Genomic DNA, 20,855 nt, shown 5'->3' with positions numbered 1-20,855 from the left:
CTATTCTTCGGCACAATATATGTCTTGAATGGAGAATATTATGGGAAAGATTCGTCTTAATAAATTTTTAGCTTCTTCAGGGGTTGCGTCGCGGAGAAAGTGTGATGAGATCATCTTTTCAGGACATGTAACTGTAAATGGTCGGGTAGCGCCAGGCCCTTTTGTCTTGGTGGATGAAGAGACGGACACAGTGAAGGTCGACGGTCGTCGAGTAGGCATGACCAAGAAGGTGTATTTTATGGTACATAAGCCCCTGGGATACTTGTGTTCTTCAGAGAGAACATTCCCAGGTGATAAGTTAGTTATCGATTTATTTTCCCATCTCCCTTATCGCGTATTTACTGTGGGTAGGTTAGACAAGGAGACTTCAGGGTTGATTTTAGTCACGAATGATGGGGAATTTTCTAATAAGATTATTCATCCTTCTTTTGGCATTACAAAAGAGTATTTGCTTAAAGTCAGTCGTGATGTTACAGCAAAAAATCTTGAAGATCTTATGGAAGGTACAGTTATCGATGGCAAGAGAGTCAGGCCGGTTTCTGTAGAGAAAATCCGTCGAGGGACCCTCAAGATTATTGTAAATGAAGGGAAAAAACACGAAATTCGTTTATTTGCTGAGGCTGCAGGGTTGCCTATTTTAGAGCTTTCTCGTATTCGTATCGGGAGTTTCGTTCTCGGTGGTCTACGTTACGGGGAATATCGCGAGCTTACTGACGCAGAGATTCTTACCTACATGTAGAGCTCAGTTGCTTTTTTATCCTGTGTCAGCGATATATAACCTATGATAGGATGCGTCTTTGTAGTTATTTTTAGCGTGCTCTTGGGTGCTTTTCTCGGAGCCTACTGTCAGTTATACTATCTCGTGAAGAATATAATGATTTCTTGGGAATGTTTGCTTTCTCACGCCATTGCCAAGCGTCAAGCTCTCCTCTCACTAGCTTCTTTAGGTAATATCAAAATATCGCGGTTATCCCAGGAAACAGAATTTTTATTGCATCATCACCAGATGTCCTGGAGAGCTTTTCTAAAATACGGCTACGATATTCTTTTTGCGTTTCAAGAGATGGAAGAAACATTGCCTCAGATTGTTCATGAGATTTTAGACATTCTAGGTGATAACCACCAACAGGAAACAGCAGTCCCATTCATAGAAGATTTCTGGGCTAGAGATAATTTATTTGCTTTTGAGACGGCGGCTTATGAACAAGCCGTGGAGAAATATTTGGAACACAGATCCCGACCGTCATTATGGGTAGCTTCGAGAGTATTTCGTTTTTTAGATTTACCCGTGATTCATTTCTCTCGCTAAGATTTTTGAGAATCTTTGCAAGATGCACTTCCGCACATGTTCCACAAGCCGATGACGGATCTCTTCAAGGTCTATAGGATGCTGTAAAAGTATAGAGAGAGAGGTGGCAGGTTGCTCAATAGAGGCTAGGTCTTCCTGGGAACTATTGCCATTGATCCCTATTCCTAAAACGATACCCAAGTACCCTTGGGATGGTAGAGTTTCGCTAAGAACACCACAGAGCTTTTCACCATGTACCAAAACATCATTAGGCCATTTTATGGTTCCGTTTGTGATGCCTAAATCCTGAATTAATTCGAGTACCGCTTCTGTCCCTAAACGAAATAATAAGCTAACATCAATATCAAGTTCAGTAATGAAAAAGCAGAAGGAAAGGGTAAGGTCTTTATTAGAAGATACCCAGGACTTATTAAATTTCCCCTTTCCGTCGGTTTGTTTTTGAGTGGACACAACAGTAAGAGCAAAAGGATTCCACACATGCATGAATTGTTTTGCTGTTGCATTTGTAGATGGAGTTTCTGCAATTTCATAATAAATAACTTTCATTGGAAGTATCCCACTCTTAAGCTATAGAGAGCATTATGAGAAACACTAGATATTTCAGCTATGTCAATTCTTGGGTATTTGTTGTCATTATTTTATTAATGACGATCAGTGTGGTCGTGATTTCTTCTATGGACCCATCTACGATACTTGTAACCTCGTCAAAAGGATTGCTAACAAATAAAAGTATCATGCAGATACGCCATTTTGCTTTAGGCTGGGTAGCCTTTTTCTTATGCATGTACCTTGATTACCATAAATTGAGAAATTGGGCGTGGTGTCTCTATATCCTTATGCTGTTGAGCCTGATAGGTTTATTTTTTGTTCCTGCGGTGCAAAATGTCCACAGATGGTACAAAATCCCTTTGATTGGTTTAAGTGTTCAACCTTCAGAATATGCTAAGCTGATTGTTGTGATCATGCTTAGCTATACGTTAGATATACGTAAATCTGTCATTTCTTCGAAGACCACAGCTTTACTGGCTTGTATTATTGTGGGAATCCCTTTTGTCCTGATTTTGAAAGAGCCAGATTTAGGAACGGCTTTAGTGCTATGTCCCGTTGCTTTGGCAATTTTTTATCTAGGAAATATCCACCCCGTATTTGTAAAAATTAGCACGATCATTGCTGGCATGGGCATGCTGTGTTCCTTGTTGATTTTCTCAGGGATGATTTCTCATGAAAAGGTAAAACCTTATGCACTCAAGGTTATCAAGGAATACCAATATGAAAGATTAAGCCCTTCGAACCACCATCAACGTGCATCTTTAATTTCTATTGGACTCGGAGGTGTGAAGGGACGCGGATGGAAATCTGGAGAATTTGCTGGGAGGGGATGGTTGCCTTATGGATATACGGATTCCGTGTTTTCCGCTTTAGGAGAAGAGTTCGGATTGATCGGCCTGTTCTTTGCCTTATGGATGTTTTATTGTTTGATTTGTTTCGGTTGCCGAACGGTAGCTGTTGCCGTTGATGGTTTCGGTAGATTATTAGCCGCAGGGATTACCGTGCATATTTCTATGCACGTTCTAATTAATATTAGCATGATGTGTGGGTTAATGCCCATTACTGGAGTTCCTCTCGTTTTAGTTTCCTATGGAGGATCTTCAGTCATTTCGACTATGGCTTCATTGGGTATTTTACAGAGTATCTATAGCCGTAGATTCTCAAAATACTAAGAACTATTTCAGCAAGCGCAAAGCATTGAGCCCTACAACGATAGTGCTCCCCTCGTGAAGGATCACGGCTAACCATAAGGGAATAATCCCCAAAGATGCTGGCCAAGAAACAAGAAGAATAATCGCAAGAGCTAATCCCAAGTTTTGGGTCACGATCCTTCGTGTTTGCTTAGCTTTCCTTATAATCCAGGGTAGTAGGGAAATCGCATCATGAAGGAGAACTATATCAGCAGCTTCTATAGCTGTCGCACTGCCTGCTTCTCCCATAGCGACACCTACCGTGGCTTGGGCAAGAGCAGGAGCATCATTGATCCCATCCCCAACCATGAGAATATGACGTTGCTTCGCAAGTTCACGTACTTTGTCTAATTTGTCATCGGGAGATAAATTTGCAAATACCTCGGAGATCCCCAAAAGCTTGGCAGTATTTTCTGCACTAATTTGATGGTCTCCTGTCAACATGCTAATCGTATACCCGTCGTTTCGAAGCTCCTTGACAATTTTTTCGGCATCAGGACGTGGTGTGTCTTTAAAATAAAAGAGAGCATAACAATCTTGCAAATAAGCAAGAGAGCAGATTTCTCCGCGTTGTCGTGCAGTGTGTATACGCTCTTCTAATTCTTGAACGTAATCTTGGGGAATTTTTTGTAAGGCAGTATCTACTCTCCCTACGAATGCTTCCTTGCCTTCAAAAAGCCCTCGTACACCTTGTCCTGGAATCATGCAGTACTCTTCTGCAGGACGTGAGGAAACATTATTTTTCATGAGGTAGGAAACAATTGCTTGAGCTATAGGATGCATGGAAGATTGTTCTAAAGCTAAAATCGAAGGGAAGAAATCAGGATGTTCATTACCGAACGTATCACAACCAATACAGGTAAGCTCTCCGGTTGTGAGGGTCCCTGTTTTATCCATAACAATAGAATTACAGGAAGCTAAACGGTCTAAAACGACACCACCTTTAAGAAGAACACCATGCTTTGCACAAGCATTTACAGCGCTGAGATAGGCAATAGGAATAGCTATAATTAATGCGCAGGGAGATGCTGCTATGAGAAAAGCTAAAGCACGATAAAACGCACTATTAGGCCCTAAGAAAGGAATCGAGGTAAATAGAGGGACTAAAACCGCTATAGAGGTAGAGATAGCAAAAATCGTCAACGCATAAACTGAAGAATACTTGTCTAGACGTTGTTGTAAACGTGGTTTCGATTTCTGCGCTTGAATAACTAAATTGATAATGTGAGAGATGGTAGAGTCCGCACCTGTTTTCAAAACCTTAAGATCAAAACTTCCCTCGAGATTGTGCGCCCCTGCAGGAACTATAGAGCCAACCTGACAAGATTTAGGAATTTTCTCCCCGGTAAGATGCATAAGATTGATCGAGGAAGATCCGTGAACAATTTCTCCATCTAAAGGAACAATCTCGCCACTTTTTACTCGAATGATATGACCAACTTCTACAAGACGTACGGGAATTTTCTCTAAATTCCCATCTTCTTGGACTACCCAGGCTATTGTGGGAGCTAGATGTTTCAAAGAGGCTAATGTTCCCTTGGCTTTCCCGGATACCATTTGCCCTAAAGCTTCAGAAATAGCAAACAAAACAAGAAGTAAAGATCCCTCTAAAGCTCCACCAATAAAAATCGATCCGAACGCTGCTGACGTCATTAAGATGTCAATATTTACAGTCTTATTGCGAATATCATCTAACGATTTTATCAAAGCTGGAGTCCCAGCAAGAAAGAATGTAAAAACGACAAACAGATTGGAAATCTCTGTAACGTGAAACCAATAGAACACTAATGCACACAAGTACATCCCTAAGGAAACACACGCCGATTTTAAAGATAAATTACGGTTGAGTAACCGGCTCCCTTGAGATAACATCGGACTATTGTCTTCGGTCATCCCCGACTCAAAAAAATTATTTAGCTTTTCTGGTGAAAATGGAGAAGAGAATAGTTGTGAAAACATTATGATACCTAGGATCTATAAAAATTTTACACAAGTGCAAACGATACTTATCGAGGTAATAAAAATACCTAAAACCCATACAACTTCTGTAATCATATCATTACCTAATATCTTTGCTTTAGTAGCAGAGAGTGCTGTAATGAGGATGCCAGATAATACGGCAACTACTGTATAACTAGAACAGAGAATTAATGGTAGGAAGAAAATGATGCCTATAAAGCCTCCTAGCATACGTGTCCCTCCCTGTTTTAAAGGATGAGGGAAATTCTCCATAGAAATGTGCAGCTCTTCGCGAATCATCGTATCCAGAAGAAGAGTGGAGTCCGAACAAACATAATCTACCATTTCTTCAAGGAGAGGCGACTTAAATCCTTGGTTTTTGAAGATCACACTGAGCTCTAAGCGTTCTTGCTCGGGATGGTTTTCGATTTCTTCTTTTTCTTGTAACATGAACCGATGAGAAAGCTCCATGTAAGACCAGGCTTTTTTTGCTTTCAAACAACCACGGTAAAAAATCCATCCTAGTCCTAACGAAAATAGAATTTCGGTTTGTGCTGCTTGAGGCATAGAAAGAAGGAAGGCCAGCGTTCTAATGAAAAATAAAAAGATTCCTGTGGATAGAGCGTCACTTGCCAGGTGATAGAAAAAACCTTTTATTGTTCTATGAGGTTCGCCCAGGCAGACACCATGCTGATCTCTAACAATTTTGATGTGTTCTTCAGGGGTTGCATTTTTGAAGTGAGCATAATCAGTATTCATTGACTTTATCCATCCAGTATACGGTTTACATTGCCTTAGGTTTTTTCATGTTTACCATACAGAGGCTACTCCTATGGTAATAATACTTCTTGATTCTCTAAGTAGGGGCGTAAAACTTCAGGAATAATCACAGAACCGTCTTCTTGCTGGTTATTTTCTAAAATAGCTACGAATAAACGCGGTGTCGCTAAACCGGAGCCATTGAGAGTATGGACAAAGTGCATTTTTCCGCGGTTATCTTTATAACGCGTTTCCGAACGACGAGATTGGAAATCCGTACATTGTGAAATAGAAGAAACTTCATAGTAAGATTGTTGCCCAGGTAGCCAAACCTCAGCATCTATGGTTTTTGATGCTGTGAAAGACATGTCTCCTGTGGAGAGTAAAGATAGCCGGTAGGGGAGTTGTAATTCTGTAAGAATATCTTCAACCACAGCGAGCATTTTTTCGTACGCCTGATCTGCTTGATCTGGGGTAGTAAAGGCAAACATCTCCACTTTGTGGAATTGGTGTACACGAACGAGTCCTCGTTCGTGAGCTCCTGCAGCCCCCGCCTCTCTACGAAAGCATGGTGTAAATGCCGCATAGTATATAGGGAGGTCCTTCTCACTAAAAATTTCTTGAGAATGGAAGCCATTCAGAACAACCTCAGCCGTAGGAATAAGATATAGAGATTGCTCTCCATCTTCTACACGGTAATACTGACCGTCGAATTTAGGAATTTGTCCTGAGCCAAAAAGGATTTCATGTTTTACGAGAAGAGGAGGTAACCATAACTGAAACCCGTGTTCTCTTTGCTTATTTAATAAATAGGTTAATAAGGCCCATTCTAAACAGACACCTTGGTTTTTGTATGCAGGCCAACCTGAACCCGAAGTTTTCGCAGGAAGTTTAAAATCTAAAATTTGTAATTTTTGGTTGAGCTCTACGTGGTGCTTAGGAGTAAAAGAAAATGTAGGTAAGGCACCTACTTGTTTAATTACCTGGTTCCCCGTTTTATCGGGGCATACAGGGACATCTTCGTCAGGATAGTTAGGAAGACGTACGAGCATGTCTTGTAAAGTCGATTCCTTTTGCTCAAGTAAAGGTTCAAGTTTGGCTAAGTCTTGAGAAATTCTCTCCACATTATCCATCATCGAGGACACATCCTCTCCTTGAGCTTTCGCTTTATGGATCTGATTTGACAAAAGTTTTCTTTGAGATTGTAATGCTTCTGTTTCTGTCTTGAGGTGACGGATTTCTTTATCTAAATCAAGAATAGGCTGAAGAGAAATAAGGGGATCTTTCTTACGAAGACGGGTTTCACATTCTTCAGGTGCCTTGCGTATTAATTTTATATCCAACATCCTTATGTCTCTTGAATTACCTTTTTCTCACAAAGATAAAGTATATGGAAGATTTTTCTGAGCAACAACTATTTTTTATGCGAAGAGCTATAGAATTAGGAGAAAAGGGGGCTTTTTCTTCACAACCGAATCCCTGGGTGGGTTGTGTGATCGTAAAAAATGGTCGGATAATAGGAGAGGGATATCATGAGAAAGCAGGTCAACCTCATGCAGAAGAAAAAGCCATACGTTCTGCTTCAGAATCCATTGAGGGCAGCGAAGTTTATGTAACTCTTGAACCGTGCTGCCACTATGGGAACACTCCTCCTTGTGTCAACTTGTTAATCAAATATAAAGTTGCTGCGGTGTATATTGCCTTACTCGATCCAGATTCTCGTGTCTCAGGTAGGGGAGCCGCTAGTTTAAGAAAAGCGGGCATTTGTGTTTATGAAGGTTTAGGAAAAGAAGAAGCAGAGCGTTCTTTAAAGTCTTATATCTACCAGCGTACCCATGGAAAACCTTGGGTGGTCATTAAAAGTGCCGCGACTGTGGATGGTCAAGTTGCCGATAGAGACGGACAATCACAATGGATTACCTGCCCTGAAGCCCGCGCTGATGTCGGAAAACTCCGAGCTCGTTCTCAAGCTATTATTGTAGGTTCTAAAACTGTTTTACAAGATAACCCCTTGTTAACGGCTAGACAACCTTCCGGGGAACTCTATCCTTGTCAACCTTTGCGCGTGGTTGTGGATAGTAAAGGCGTGGTCCCTCCAGAGGCGAAGGTCTTTCATAGCGCCGGGAAATCTCTCTATGTTACGACCCCACAATCTTCAGAAGATCATAGAAAAAAAATCGAAGACTTGGGTGTGGATCTCCTAGTTACAGAACCACAAGGGGCTAAAGTAAATTTACATGAATTGATGGCATATTTATCTACTACACCTACCTTACAAGTTCTTGTTGAAGGCGGGGCAGCTTTACATACTGCATTTTTGAAAGAACGTTTAGTCCATGCTCTTGTCCTGTACTTAGGACCTAAAATTTTAGGAGATCAACGAAATCCTACGTTTGGGGACCTAGGTTTACGCCTGCATTCTTCTCAAAAAATTGTGCCTATATTTTCTGAAATTATAGGAAATTCTTTAAAAACTTCTTGGGAAATCCTCGTATAGAGAAAACGGGGGAAGAGATTGCAGTGAATGGGGATTTCTATTAGCATTCCTGGAGAGTGGGTGTCTGTAATTTGGAGGAACTTTGGTGATAAAATTCGATGATGATGCTCGTGCCTCGTGTTTTGTCCCTGTAGAAAAGGCAATTGCAGATATTGCGGAAGGTAAATTTGTTATTGTTGTTGATGAGACTTCGAGAGAGAATGAGGGAGATCTTATCATCGCAGGCGAGAAAATGACCGTCGAGAAAATGACTTTTCTTCTTAAATATACGACGGGAATTATCTGTGCTTCTTTAGATTCTGAGAGAATAAAACAATTAGACCTCCCCCCTATGGTTAAAGATAACCGCTGTCGCTATCGTACTGCATTTACAGTGTCGGTGGATGCTGCGAAAGGCATAACTACAGGTGTCTCTGCAGCCGATAGAACAAGAGTGGTGGAACTCCTATCCGACCCGAATAGTGTTCCTGGGGATTTTGTCCGTCCAGGGCATTTCTTCCCTTTAATGGCTACACCGGGAGGTGTATTAAAACGAGCCGGTCATACAGAGGCTGCTTTAGATCTCATGCGTTTAGCCAATATGCAGCCTTGCGGGGTCCTTTCAGAGCTTGTTAATGAAGACCACACTATGATGCGTCTTCCGCAAATTATAGAATTTGCTATGCAGCATAAGCTCTCAATAATATCTACATCGGATTTAGTAGCCTACCGCATGTTATCCGAAAGGCTCGTTGTCCCTATTTCTTCGGCTCGTCTGCCTACAGAATATGGGGATTTTACTATTCATGTTTACGAGTCCGTTTTGGATGGTATCCAACATATCGCTTTGGTCAAAGGTGATGTACGAGGGAAGGAGAATGTACTGGTGCGGGTACATTCTGAATGCCTTACTGGTGATATTCTGGGGTCCATACGTTGTGATTGTGGATGCCAGTTGCATTCTGCTATGGAATATATTGGATTAGAGGGTGAAGGTGTTCTTGTTTATCTACGTGGACAAGAAGGACGTGGTATTGGATTAGGTCATAAAGTTCGAGCCTACGCTCTACAAGATCGTGGGTACGATACTGTCGATGCTAACTTAGAAATTGGCTTCCCTATAGATTCTAGAGAATATGGAATCGGAGCTCAGATTTTAGTTGATCTGGGATTGACAAAGATCAAATTGATTACCCATAATCCCCACAAATATTTCGGCCTCCAGGGATATGGGTTAGAAATTGTTGATAGAATAGCTCTTCCAATCAATCTCTCTGAAGAAAATGAATGTTACCTCCGCACAAAAAAAGAGCGTATGGGACATTGGATAGATTTTCCTTCTTACAAAGAAGAAGTGAACATAAGATAATTCTAGGATGATATGAAAACATTTAAAGGGATAGCCTCAGCAAAAGATATGCGCGTGGCTATTGTTGGCTCTTGTTTTAACGGGCCTATAGCGGACGCTTTGGTTTCTGGAGCCGCACAAACTTTTCTTGAGCTCGGTGGGGCAGAAGATAGGCTCACCATCGTACGCGTTCCCGGGGCTTTTGAGATTCCCTGTACGTTAAAGAAACTCCTTACTTCAGGCATAGAGTATCACGCTATAGTCGCTTGTGGAGTTCTAATTAAGGGAGAAACTACTCATTACGATCACATAGCAGATCAAGTGTCGGCAAGAATTAGTGAGCTATCTGTAGAATACAATCTACCCATTACCTTTTCTATTATCACAGCCCCTTGTGTAGATTCCGCATGGCAACGGGCGGGAATCAAAGGATCACATTTAGGAGTGTCTGGAATGAGGACAGCTCTAGAGATGGCGGATCTTTTTAAGAAGTTATAATTGCGTAGCGTTATACTTTAAAGTGTAACGCTAACCGAACCATTTAAATGCACACGTACAGCAATATTTTCTGAGAAAATATCTAGACCTCCACAAGAAATTGTCGTTTCTGAGAAATCCAACACAGTCGTTTGATCAAGTAGTTGCTTTTTCAACATATCCTTTTGAACACGTAAGCTTTTCACTACTAAAGATAGCGCTGTTGAGTACACCTGACGTAAGCGGCTTTCAGGGCTTGATGTTGCTGTTCCATGGTTTGCTTGTAGTAAACCGGTAATGAGATTTGGGAGACCGCGTATCTCTAGAGGAATGAGTTCCCCTTGTACTGTGTAAAAGCTATTAACTAAGCTTTCTGACTCGTCGATAGGAAGATTTTTATAACTCCAGGTAAGAGCACTCGTTTCCGCAGGAGAAAGTTCCATGAGTGTGGCTAAACGCACCAAAGTCATATCACTACGAGAAGATCCTTCAAAGCCTAAACGATTTGCCCTGTAAGTGAAATAACGGGAAAAAGCTTCTTCTACAGTCGCATGCTGCTGCAACATGGATAATAAAGGAGCAAAGTTATAGTAAAATTCCTGAGAGCAATTGTGCTCACCACAGATGTCCAGAGAATATAGATATAAATCTAAAATCACTAAAGGACGTTTTACCCTACCTACAGATAAAAGCTGAGAACTCGGGGCAGTTGTCAGGTTGAACAGGGCATCGTAATCAGTTAAGCGACGTAACGCAACAAGTACCTCTTTTTGCTCTGGAGATAGACGCGAATACGACGGACTGAGTTCCGGAAATGCTTGTAATACATGCAAAGCTTTCGCATAAAAAGCATCAACTCGAGTCTCTGTAAAGTAAGGTTTAAAGTTTGCGGCAGCCTTTGCAGAACATCCCAGATGTTTTAACACAATGGCCGTCTCTAAAATTTTTAGAGTATTATCAAAGTGTTTCGGAGAATTTAAGAAATGCATTAGTTGCCTATGAGCAGTTTGGAACTGCTTAAAGGTAATGCTATTTTCTCCAGGCTGTAATTGACAAAGCTGAGCATAGGATTGACGTGAACCTTGTATTAACAGGTGTAGGTAGATCAAACTACGTATAGCAACATCAAAAGCAGGGATCTTCTTATCAAATAAAGATAAAGAATAGGTCGTTTTGCCTGTTGTCGCTATACTTGCCGCAGCCGACGGCTCTGTCAACCAAAGCAATTCCGGATATTGACGCAGTTTATGTTCAATCCATGAATCGGATCCTATTTTTCCTTTACCAGAAGATAAGTTTGTCTGGAGCATCACCGATGAAGTCGGAGCTCCAACAGACAGATAAGGAAAACTTAAAAGACAAGCTACTAAACAAGCGCAGCTTCGAATTGTAAGGATTTTTAACATAAGATCCCCTGGCGTCTAATTGTTTTGTTAATTTCCCTTAATAAAGGGCACTAACTAAATGCCACATGTTGATAACAAAATGGCCAATAACAAATCAACCCGAGAAACTCAAGAATCAATTCCCTGGAAGAGCAGAGAATACGTATTCTTATGATGTTAAATAACTAAAAGGCCGCTATTTTAATGTATTTGTGATATAATATTATAAATTTTAATTTTAAATTAAACTAAAGCAATGAAAAAATATATCTATAAGTACGGTTTTAGCGGTTTGCTGTTGCTCTTGAGTTTGAGTAGTTGCTGCTTGAACCCTTATGGATCCAAGCAGCGCGTAAAAAACTCGAGGGACATAAATCACGAATCTGTTATACTCACGAGAAGTGAAAAAAAGCCTTCCCGTCGTTCGCGAAGATTATTTGCTCGACGTAGTCAATCTAAGAAGGACACGCAGAAAGTGCAAGCTAACTTTAAGAAATATGAAGATCAGTTATCGGATCAGGACAAAAGAGATATCTCTTTCGTTGTGTCTGCTGCTGCTGAAAAATCTTCTATATCGTTAGCTATGTCTCAGAGTGAGATTAAGAGTGCTTTAAACCGCATCAGAGAACTTCACCCTTTAGCTTTATTAAAGCTTCTAGCTGAAAACCCTTCATTAATTGAAGGTATGAAGAAAATGCAAGGTCGTGATTGGATTTGGAATATGTTTATGGCCGAATTAAGCGACGTATTTTCTCAAGCTGCTTCTCAGGGTGTGATTACTGAAGAAGATGTCTCTGCTTTTGCCTCCACCTTAGGATTAGATTCCGGGACCGTTGCCTCAATAGTGCAAGGGGAAAGGTGGCCCGAGCTTGTGGATATCGTGATATCTCAACCTTCTTAAGCTCTCTACAACGAAGCTTCCTTTCCCCTAAACCAGGAGAGGAAGCTACAAGCTAATTTGCTGTGATCTTCCACGAAAAGAACACTATTAGCAATAAAGAGAGAGACAAATGTTACATTTCCTAGAACAGTTAAATAATTTCTGCATTTCCTTTTGTGTGTTCCCCACGATTCTATTTCTTGGTGGATTATTAACATGGAAATTACGGGGTTTGCAATTTACGGGGTTAAAGCTGGGCTTTAATCTCATGTTGAAAAATAAACAGGAAAATCCATCTACTGAAAATGGTACAGTGTCTCGTTACGAGGCTGTAGCCGGTATTCTTGCTGGGAATTTTGGTACTGGAAATATCGCCGGCATGGCTGTGGCTATCGCTTGTGGAGGACCTGGAGCTTTAGTCTGGATCTGGGTAGCCGCTCTTTTAGGTGCCATTGTTCAATACTCAGGATCCTTTTTAGGCGTCAAATATCGCAAATTGTGTAGACAATCTGGCAAGTTTATCGGTGGACCTACAGGGTGCCTCGCTTATGGCTTGGGAAGCAAATTCCTAGCCGGTCTTTTTTGTATATTCACAATTATTACAGCATTCTCAGCAGGAAATTTTGCACAAATTAATTGCATAGTCCCTCTCTGTGTCGAGAGTATACCTTTGAAATTTCTTGTAGGCATGCTTCTTGCATTAACAATTGTCCCTGTACTCATAGGGGGAAATAGCCGTATTTTAAAATTCTCAGCCCGAGTGATTCCTTTTATAGCAGGTTTTTACGCCATCTCCTGTCTGATTATTCTTATACAGCATAGCGCCATGATCATCCCCGCGCTAAAACTGATCATTTCGTCTGCTTTCGGAATAAAAGCAACAGTTGCCGGCTTGGAAGGCTATACAGTCACTCAAGTGATCTCAACAGGCATGAGCCGTGCGATTATGGCTACAGATTGTGGTAGCGGCATGGTATCCATTCTACAATCCGATTCTCAGAGCAAGAATCCAGTGATTGATGGTCTGGTTACGCTTTTACCTCCCGTCATTGTTATGATAGTGTGCTCCATCACTACACTTGTTCTTATTGTTTCCGGTGCCTATGTCTCAGGACAAGAGGGAACGCTGATGGTGTTAAATGCCTTTAAATCAAGCTTAGGCTCTATTGGAGGACTCGTTGTCATTCTTGCCATGGCGTTGTTTGGTTATACGACGGTCCTGACTTGGTTTGCTTGCGCAGAAAAAAGTTTAGAATATATGATCCCGGGAAAACGAGCCAATTCCTGGTTAAAGATCCTGTTTGTTGCGGTTATACCTCTCGGAGGCATAGTAGATATGCGATTGATCTGGAGCCTTTCTGATACAGGATTTGCGGGTATGGTGATTCTAAATTCTATAGCCTTGGTAGCTTTGTTTAAAGATGTAGTGTCCACAAATCGAGAAGTTGCCTTACTTAGACTGGAAGAAGATGCTCAACCCACTGTTTTGCAAAATCTAGATATCTAACTGGAGACGAATTATGCAGTTACTCTCACCGGCATTTGATTATGGGAAAGCAATTCCAAGAAAATATACATGTCAAGGCGCTGGAATTTCACCACCCCTCATATTTAAAGATGTTCCTCAAGAAGCCAAAAGTATGGCCTTGATCATGGAAGATCCTGATGTGCCCAAAAATTTACGAGAAGATGGTCTATGGATTCATTGGATAGTCTATAACCTCTCTCCAGCGATAACCGAATTAGTAGAAGGCGCAAATATTTACGCTGTTCAAGGGTTAAATACCTCAGGAAAAGCTTGCTACGAAGGACCCTGTCCACCAGATAGACAGCATCGGTATTATTTCTACTGCTATGTTTTAGACGTGATTTTGCCCATAGAGGAAAATGTCACCAGAGATCAGCTGCTTGAAGTCATGGAAAGTCATGTTATAGATACCGCAGAGCTCATGGGAACATACGAAAAGAGTTAAATACTTACTCTTCTTCGGGAATAAACTCTTCACGCTTTTTCCTATGCTTCCAATATAGCGGGCCATAGTGGTAACATAACTCTTCGCCCGCTTCAATTGCTTGAATCGTTCTAATAATCACATGAAATAGTCCGTCCTGGAATACTCCAATAGCTTCTACGTTAGGCTTGTCACTATGATTAATAAAGCGAGTGAAATTTCCTTGATGTCCACTATCGATAGTAAAATAACGCCATAGCCACAAGGATAAGGGATAACGAAAACAGTAATCGTTTTCATCCAACCAAATGACCTGACGGCGACGTAATATCCCCGTATACTCTCCAATGTATGTCCAAGCCGGGATCCTTTCTCGAGCAAAGACTCCGTAACCTATATAGGAGTTGATCCAACAAATGGCTATGGGAGGCATAGGAGGCGTGATTAGATCTTGCTTGTGAAGCTGTCCCAACCATTTTGCTAAAGGAGAAATGAATTGTTTTTTCTTAGCCTTATGGCAGAGCTGACGGACTTTTTCTTCTACTTTCCAATCTGCAAAAGTAAGAAAGGGAAGAAATTTGAAATTCAGTAACTGCGAAGCTCTATCCATACTGTAGCACGTGCTCTTTTCCCAGTGATGATCTAGAGAAATGTATAGGGTCGGGTGTGAAGTATCTTCTAATTTCATACGGTAATTAAAGAACTAAAGTAAATAGGATCAGTCACTTCATGACTTTCTACAATGACAGGATCAATGGAAGTAATATTTTCTATGGCCGAAGATACCGTAGATAGCACTAGTTCAGGTGTATTAGATTCGCTAGAGAGGTGAGCAAGGTAGATTTTCTTTATTTTAGGAGTGAGAACTTTTTGTAATAATTCTGCACACTCATGATTTGATAGGTGGCCGAGTTTACTAAGAACACGTTTTTTATAAATGTCAGGGCGAGAAGATTGTCGAACAAGTTCAGGATCATGATTGGCTTCTATAAGTAAATAATCACAGTCGTAAAGTTCATGAATAATCCATGAAGTTACCCAACCCAAGTCCGTACAAAAACCTAATTTTTCATCACGATAATGAAAGATAAATCCTACAGGATCCACAGCATCGTGAGGAACATTAAATGTTTGGATTTTTAAATCATGGAAAGAAAATGTTGTCCCTGTAGAAAAAATCTTAAACGTTGGATGCATATCTAATAATTGACACAGGTTACGCGCTGTTTCAAGATTGCAAATAATTGGAGTGTGATAAGTCTTGATAAAACTTTTAATTCCAGAAATATGATCCGAATGCTCGTGCGATACAAAAATTGCTTGAATATCTTCAGGATGCACGTTCATCGATAGGAGTCCACGTGTTACAAGTTGCTTGCTGATACCTAAATCTATCAGAATTTTAGAGGACTCCGTTCCTAAATAGGCACAGTTCCCCTTCGAACCTGAGGCTAAAGGGAAAAAACCTTCCATAAACTTATCCTTCTTGAGGAGGCATTTGTATTAAGATTTGACGAGGTTTAGCACCCTCGGAAGGACCTACAATACGTGCGTCTTCCAGCTGGTCTATTAAACTTGCCGCCCTAGCATAACCAATTTTAAGTTTTCGTTGTAAGAAAGTCGTCGAGGCATTTCCTGTTTGAAGAATGAGCGTTTTCGCTTGATTATATAAAGGATCTCTATCCGTGAAATCCTCCCTACCACAGTCTTCATAAGTATCAAATGAAGGAATAACGTATTTGGTAGGGAAGCGAGAACATAGGTCTTTGATCACCTTGTTGATATCTTCATCGGAAATGTAAGCTCCTTGAGCACGCACAGCTCCAAAAGAAGAGGGAGAAACTACTAACATATCCCCATTCCCCATCAGATTCTCAGCACCAGGTTCATCTATGATGATTTGACTATTTACCTTATTAGCAACTTTAAATGCTATGCGTGAAGGGAAGTTGGCTTTAATTAACCCAGTAATAACATCGCGAGAAGGCCTTTGTGTCGCTAGGATTAAATGAATCCCGACCGCTCTTGCCATCTGGGCTAAACGAATAATAGGCGTTTCTATATCTTGAGAAGAAGAAAGTAAAAGATCAGACAGCTCGTCGATAATCCCTACAAGGAAAGGCATTTTTTCTGGTATTTCTTTATCAAAAGAAGCTTCAATATCGATATTGCGTTGACGAGCATTAAAAGCTTGAATGTTACGAAGACCTAAGAATCTTAAAATTTCGTAACGAAGTTCCATTTCTTTAACAAGCCAAACTAAAGCACTATGCGCGTCTCGTGATTCTGTGATCACAGGTGTTAACATATGAGGAAGCTGGGAATATCCAGTAAGCTCTACTTTTTTGGGATCGACAATCACAAGTTTGATGTCGGAAGGTAGTGTGGTCATGATCAGAGACATGACGATAGTATTGATACAAACAGATTTCCCCGATCCTGTGGTTCCTGCAATAATCAGGTGGGGCATTGTAGCTAAGTCTGCCCAGAAATTATCACCATTGGCTTTTTTCCCAAGTAAAAGAGGAACCTTTAATTTGTGATTTTGTTTTTGGTAATCTTCCAATAAATCCCGGAAGTTGACTGGCTGGGGATAGGGATTAGGAATTTCAATGCCAACAGCAGCCTTCCCAGGAATCGGAGCAATAATACGAATACTCGAAGCTTGTAAGTTCAACGCAATGTCATTTTCTAACGCCTTAATTTTTTGAACTTTTACACCGGTATGAGGTTGTACTTCAAATGCAGCTAATGTAGGCCCAAAACAAATATTGCCAATATCAGCTTCTATTCCAAAACTTTCTAAAGTCTGCTGTAACAGCACACCCTTTTTTTGTAATTCTTCACGCAAGGATTCGGGTTTAGAATTATCACTCTTACTTAATAGATGATACTGAGGTAACTCAGAATTGCCCTCGCCAAATGTAGATAGATTTAAAGGAACAGGTTTTTCTGCTCTATTACTCGACGAAGATAAAGCTTGAGGTAGTACATTAATCTTTGAATTTTTCTGCTCTGTATTTCGGGGTTTGAGGAACGGAGATAACATGCGTTTCTCAGGATGTGGAGCTAAAAAAAGAGTCGCCTTTTCTGAAGCTTGAGAGGCGATTTGTACATCATCCAATAAGTCCCGTTTCTCTATAGGTAAGGAGACAATCGGGGTCGGTGGTTTCTTTGCACTGTTCCTTGCTATAGGGGAAGAGGGAACTTTAATTGATGGCTTAGGAAGATAATTTTGTTTGTTAGTTAGTCTTTTTAAAATGCTTTTGCAAATATTCCAGCAAGCTTGACACTTGCTTTTGAGAAATTTTTGCAGGATTTTTTTTTTAATTAAAACTATGCTGCCACAAAGATAAAAAATAGAGAAACACAGTATGAACGAAAAGATTAGGCACGTCCCGACAGAACCTATCAGATGTTTTAAGCAGAAGGATTGCCCCGTATACAGAATGTAAAAAGGAATCCCTCCTAAATAAGAAACAGGAGGATTGATCCCTAAAACGAACTTAGGAAGACGTGTATCTAAAACATGCGGCAATGTCTGAATAGGAGACAACATGGATAACAAAACAGAAGAACATACAGGAAGCGCAGCAAATGCTAATGCTTTACGATGTAAGATTTTCGATGGCGTTTTTCTCATATTCAGGAAAGACAACCATAAAAAATAGGGAGGGATAAGAAAAGACGCAGCTCCAAAGCAATACAAAAGAAAAGAACTTAAGGACCAGCCCAACAATCCTATCCAGTTTTGTGTACAAGGCTGGGTATTATGAAAACTCCATAGACTCAGACCCGAAAAACAAGCCAAAAATAGATAGGCGCTCGCCCTAACCGCGAAAGGTATCGAAGGAAATAGGACGGATTTAGATTTCTGACGCTCTCTTACCATGATAGACACAAGGTGTTTAGTAGAGTGAGAATTTATTCTAATACTTGGTTATAGCAAGAATGGCAAAAGAAACAAAGAAGATAAAGAAGGGCGAACGACGGGGTTTGAACCCGCGACCTTCGGAACCACAATCCGACGCTCTAACCAACTGAGCTACGTTCGCCATAAGCTATAAAAGCTAAAGAGAAATATTATCTCGACGATAATATTTATCCAAGACAAAAAGCCTGTGAATGCAAACATAATGCAATCGTTAAAGTTCCTTGGACTCACAGATACGGTTTTTCTCCTAAGTTTCCTAGCCGCATAGACCAAAGAAACTTCCTTAATATTACCAAGCACAACACTTTGTCTTCTTAACTGTTCGCGAAGATCCCATGCACATTTCTCAAATTTAAATTTCACTCTGAATATCTCAATAATTCCATTAAGGAAGGGTATACCCACTGTTTTAGCCCGATATGTATTACCCGATATGTATTAAAAGGGAGGGTGGTCTAGGTACGTCTAAGAAACGAGCGCCTTTCATTCAGGGATGCATTCAGGGATGAAGAGGGAATAAACTCGAATCAAAAAAAAATTATAATCAAATGCGTTTAAACAAGATTCAGAAGGGTATTAGTGATAAACAGAATTTCAATAGAGTCGTGTAAGCACATCAAAAGACCACAGGCAAACGAAAAAAAACAAAAGAAAACGAAATATATTTTTCTAGCTCTGAGCATATTGTGAGGCCTAAAATTCCATTGGGAAAAATTGCGATGAGAAAAAAAGAACACCAAAATGTATTGCATAAATAAATGCCGTTTATATAAGATATTGATTTCTTCTTCACCGCGATAAGCGAAAGAGGAAAGAGTCCACACTTCGATGTGGGCGCGCAAAATGAGAGATCGACATCGTCGAACTTCTCTTCTTAACAATGCAAATGAAATAGAATGCAAGCCAGTAAAAAAATGCTTGTTCGGATTTTAAAAAATCCGTTAATTTTTAAATTTATTTTTTCTGAGAATTTGATCTTGGTTCAGATTGAACGCTGGCGGCGTGGATGAGGCATGCAAGTCGAACGGAATAATGACTTCGGTTGTTATTTAGTGGCGGAAGGGTTAGTAATACATAGATAATCTGTCCTCAACTTGGGAATAACGGTTGGAAACGACCGCTAATACCGAATGTGGTATGTTTAGGCATCTAAAACATATTAAAGAAGGGGATCTTCGGACCTTTCGGTTAAGGGAGAGTCTATGGGATATCAGCTTGTTGGTGGGGTAATGGCCTACCAAGGTTTTGACGTCTAGGCGGATTGAGAGATTGACCGCCAACACTGGGACTGAGACACTGCCCAGACTTCTACGGAAGGCTGCAGTCGAGAATCTTTCGCAATGGACGAAAGTCTGACGAAGCAACGCCGCGTGTGTGATGAAGGCTCTAGGGTTGTAAAGCACTTTCGCTTGGGAATAAGAGAGATTGGCTAATATCCAATCGATTTGAGCGTACCAGGTAAAGAAGCACCGGCTAACTCCGTGCCAGCAGCTGCGGTAATACGGAGGGTGCTAGCGTTAATCGGATTTATTGGGCGTAAAGGGCGTGTAGGCGGAAAGGAAAGTTAGATGTTAAATCTTGGGGCTCAACCCCAAGCCAGCATCTAATACTATCTTTCTAGAGGGTAGATGGAGAAAAGGGAATTCCACGTGTAGCGGTGAAATGCGTAGATATGTGGAAGAACACCAGTGGCGAAGGCGCTTTTCTAATTTACACCTGACGCTAAGGCGCGAAAGCAAGGGGAGCAAACAGGATTAGATACCCTGGTAGTCCTTGCCGTAAACGATGCATACTTGATGTGGATAGTCTCAACCCTATCCGTGTCGTAGCTAACGCGTTAAGTATGCCGCCTGAGGAGTACACTCGCAAGGGTGAAACTCAAAAGAATTGACGGGGGCCCGCACAAGCAGTGGAGCATGTGGTTTAATTCGATGCAACGCGAAGAACCTTACCTGGGCTTGACATGTATTTGACCGCGGCAGAAATGTCGTTTTCCGCAAGGACAGATACACAGGTGCTGCATGGCTGTCGTCAGCTCGTGCCGTGAGGTGTTGGGTTAAGTCCCGCAACGAGCGCAACCCTTATCGTTAGTTGCCAACACTTAGGGTGGGAACTCTAACGAGACTGCCTGGGTTAACCAGGAGGAAGGCGAGGATGACGTCAAGTCAGCATGGCCCTTATGCCCAGGGCTACACACGTGCTACAATGGCCAGTACAGAAGGTAGCAATATCGCAAGATGGAGCAAATCCTCAAAGCTGGCCCCAGTTCGGATTGTAGTCTGCAACTCGACTACATGAAGTCGGAATTGCTAGTAATGGCGTGTCAGCTATAACGCCGTGAATACGTTCCCGGGCCTTGTACACACCGCCCGTCACATCATGGGAGTTGGTTTTGCCTTAAGTCGTTGACTCAACCTGCAAAGGAGAGAGGCGCCCAAGGTGAGGCTGATGACTGGGATGAAGTCGTAACAAGGTAGCCCTACCGGAAGGTGGGGCTGGATCACCTCCTTTTAAGGATAAGGATAACTGTCTTAGGACGGTTTGACTAGGTTGGGCAAGCATTTTTTAATCTTGTATTCTATTTCTTTTGCATTGTTAAGCGTTGTTTCCAAAACATTTAGTTTACGATCAAGTATG

At 41.1% G+C, this 20,855-nt stretch carries 17 protein-coding genes, 1 tRNA gene and 1 rRNA gene; 10 read left to right on the top strand and 9 right to left on the bottom strand.

Annotated elements, in window-relative coordinates; translation table 11 throughout:
* Nucleotides 1-40: 40 nt before the first annotated feature.
* The gene (locus CHAB577_RS04580; protein ID WP_006344474.1) at nt 41-739 is read left to right on the top strand and encodes a pseudouridine synthase; all 699 of its coding nucleotides are present in this window, start codon (nt 41-43) and stop codon (nt 737-739) included.
* A 42-nt stretch (nt 740-781) separates the two neighbouring features.
* Nucleotides 782-1,309, top strand: coding sequence for a hypothetical protein (locus CHAB577_RS04575; RefSeq protein WP_011097389.1), 528 nt, complete (start codon nt 782-784; stop codon nt 1,307-1,309).
* Here CHAB577_RS04575 and CHAB577_RS04570 read toward each other — a convergent pair.
* A complete protein-coding gene (locus CHAB577_RS04570; protein WP_006344472.1) occupies nt 1,283-1,855 on the bottom strand; it encodes a biotin--[acetyl-CoA-carboxylase] ligase in 573 nt (190 codons plus the stop codon). The two genes, CHAB577_RS04575 and CHAB577_RS04570, sit on opposite strands and share 27 nt — an antisense overlap.
* Before the next feature lie 35 nt (nt 1,856-1,890).
* Between CHAB577_RS04570 and CHAB577_RS04565 the strand changes: the two genes are divergently transcribed.
* Nucleotides 1,891-3,030, top strand: a complete 1,140-nt coding sequence (locus CHAB577_RS04565) for an FtsW/RodA/SpoVE family cell cycle protein (RefSeq protein WP_006344471.1) — start codon at nt 1,891-1,893, stop codon at nt 3,028-3,030.
* Nucleotides 3,031-3,033: 3 nt separating this feature from the next.
* Here CHAB577_RS04565 and CHAB577_RS04560 read toward each other — a convergent pair whose 3' ends face one another.
* From CHAB577_RS04560 to serS, 3 genes are all read right to left on the bottom strand, one after another.
* Nucleotides 3,034-5,007, bottom strand: a complete 1,974-nt coding sequence (locus tag CHAB577_RS04560) for a cation-translocating P-type ATPase (RefSeq protein ID WP_011097388.1) — start codon at nt 5,005-5,007, stop codon at nt 3,034-3,036.
* Between the two features lie 15 nt (nt 5,008-5,022).
* Nucleotides 5,023-5,766, bottom strand: coding sequence for a VIT1/CCC1 transporter family protein (locus CHAB577_RS04555; RefSeq protein WP_011097387.1), 744 nt, complete (start codon nt 5,764-5,766; stop codon nt 5,023-5,025).
* A 71-nt stretch (nt 5,767-5,837) separates the two neighbouring features.
* Nucleotides 5,838-7,112: a serine--tRNA ligase gene (gene serS, locus CHAB577_RS04550; RefSeq protein WP_011097386.1), complete on the bottom strand. Its 1,275-nt coding sequence runs from the start codon at nt 7,110-7,112 to the stop codon at nt 5,838-5,840.
* A 44-nt stretch (nt 7,113-7,156) separates the two neighbouring features.
* Between serS and ribD the strand changes: the two genes are divergently transcribed.
* From ribD to ribH, 3 genes are all read left to right on the top strand, one after another.
* Nucleotides 7,157-8,263 (top strand): bifunctional diaminohydroxyphosphoribosylaminopyrimidine deaminase/5-amino-6-(5-phosphoribosylamino)uracil reductase RibD, encoded by a 1,107-nt coding sequence (ribD, locus tag CHAB577_RS04545; protein WP_011097385.1) that lies wholly within the window; start codon nt 7,157-7,159, stop codon nt 8,261-8,263.
* 85 nt (nt 8,264-8,348) lie between these two features.
* Nucleotides 8,349-9,611, top strand: a complete 1,263-nt coding sequence (locus tag CHAB577_RS04540; protein ID WP_035395381.1) for a bifunctional 3,4-dihydroxy-2-butanone-4-phosphate synthase/GTP cyclohydrolase II — start codon at nt 8,349-8,351, stop codon at nt 9,609-9,611.
* Between the two features lie 12 nt (nt 9,612-9,623).
* The gene (gene ribH, locus CHAB577_RS04535; protein WP_006344465.1) at nt 9,624-10,088 is read left to right on the top strand and encodes a 6,7-dimethyl-8-ribityllumazine synthase; all 465 of its coding nucleotides are present in this window, start codon (nt 9,624-9,626) and stop codon (nt 10,086-10,088) included.
* A gap of 17 nt (nt 10,089-10,105) precedes the next feature.
* Here ribH and CHAB577_RS04530 read toward each other — a convergent pair whose 3' ends face one another.
* Nucleotides 10,106-11,473: a hypothetical protein gene (locus CHAB577_RS04530; RefSeq protein WP_006344464.1), complete on the bottom strand. Its 1,368-nt coding sequence runs from the start codon at nt 11,471-11,473 to the stop codon at nt 10,106-10,108.
* 235 nt (nt 11,474-11,708) lie between these two features.
* On the opposite strand from CHAB577_RS04530, the gene CHAB577_RS04525 reads away from it, so the two are divergent.
* The 3 genes from CHAB577_RS04525 (at nt 11,709) to CHAB577_RS04515 (ending at nt 14,305) form a co-directional block, all read left to right on the top strand.
* Nucleotides 11,709-12,353, top strand: coding sequence for a DUF8085 domain-containing protein (locus CHAB577_RS04525; protein WP_011097384.1), 645 nt, complete (start codon nt 11,709-11,711; stop codon nt 12,351-12,353).
* A 109-nt stretch (nt 12,354-12,462) separates the two neighbouring features.
* On the top strand, nt 12,463-13,839 hold the full coding sequence (locus CHAB577_RS04520) for an alanine/glycine:cation symporter family protein (protein ID WP_011097383.1): 1,377 nt from the start codon (nt 12,463-12,465) through the stop codon (nt 13,837-13,839).
* A 13-nt stretch (nt 13,840-13,852) separates the two neighbouring features.
* Nucleotides 13,853-14,305 (top strand): YbhB/YbcL family Raf kinase inhibitor-like protein, encoded by a 453-nt coding sequence (locus CHAB577_RS04515; protein WP_011097382.1) that lies wholly within the window; start codon nt 13,853-13,855, stop codon nt 14,303-14,305.
* Nucleotides 14,306-14,309: 4 nt separating this feature from the next.
* Here the strand turns inward: CHAB577_RS04515 and CHAB577_RS04510 are convergent, their stop codons facing one another.
* The 4 genes from CHAB577_RS04510 to CHAB577_RS04495 all read right to left on the bottom strand — a co-directional run bounded on the left by CHAB577_RS04510 (nt 14,310) and on the right by CHAB577_RS04495 (nt 18,339).
* The gene (locus CHAB577_RS04510) at nt 14,310-14,972 is read right to left on the bottom strand and encodes an SET domain-containing protein (protein ID WP_011097381.1); all 663 of its coding nucleotides are present in this window, start codon (nt 14,970-14,972) and stop codon (nt 14,310-14,312) included.
* A complete protein-coding gene (locus CHAB577_RS04505; RefSeq protein ID WP_011097380.1) occupies nt 14,969-15,757 on the bottom strand; it encodes an MBL fold metallo-hydrolase in 789 nt (262 codons plus the stop codon). The genes CHAB577_RS04510 and CHAB577_RS04505 overlap by 4 nt, the downstream gene beginning before the upstream one ends.
* A 4-nt stretch (nt 15,758-15,761) precedes the next feature.
* The gene (locus CHAB577_RS04500) at nt 15,762-18,176 is read right to left on the bottom strand and encodes an FtsK/SpoIIIE family DNA translocase (protein ID WP_041461352.1); all 2,415 of its coding nucleotides are present in this window, start codon (nt 18,174-18,176) and stop codon (nt 15,762-15,764) included.
* 89 nt (nt 18,177-18,265) lie between these two features.
* Nucleotides 18,266-18,339: transfer RNA gene (locus CHAB577_RS04495), tRNA-His, on the bottom strand.
* An 838-nt stretch (nt 18,340-19,177) separates the two neighbouring features.
* Here CHAB577_RS04495 and CHAB577_RS04480 point away from each other — a divergent pair.
* Nucleotides 19,178-20,729, top strand: a 16S ribosomal RNA gene (locus CHAB577_RS04480).
* Nucleotides 20,730-20,855 lie beyond the last annotated feature (126 nt).

Origin of the sequence: Chlamydia abortus (genome assembly GCF_002895085.1) — a bacterium.
Taxonomy (GTDB): Bacteria; Chlamydiota; Chlamydiia; order Chlamydiales; family Chlamydiaceae; genus Chlamydia; species Chlamydia abortus.
The sequence above is the reverse complement of the archived record's forward strand: the minus strand, read 5'-3'. Positions and strand labels throughout refer to the sequence as shown.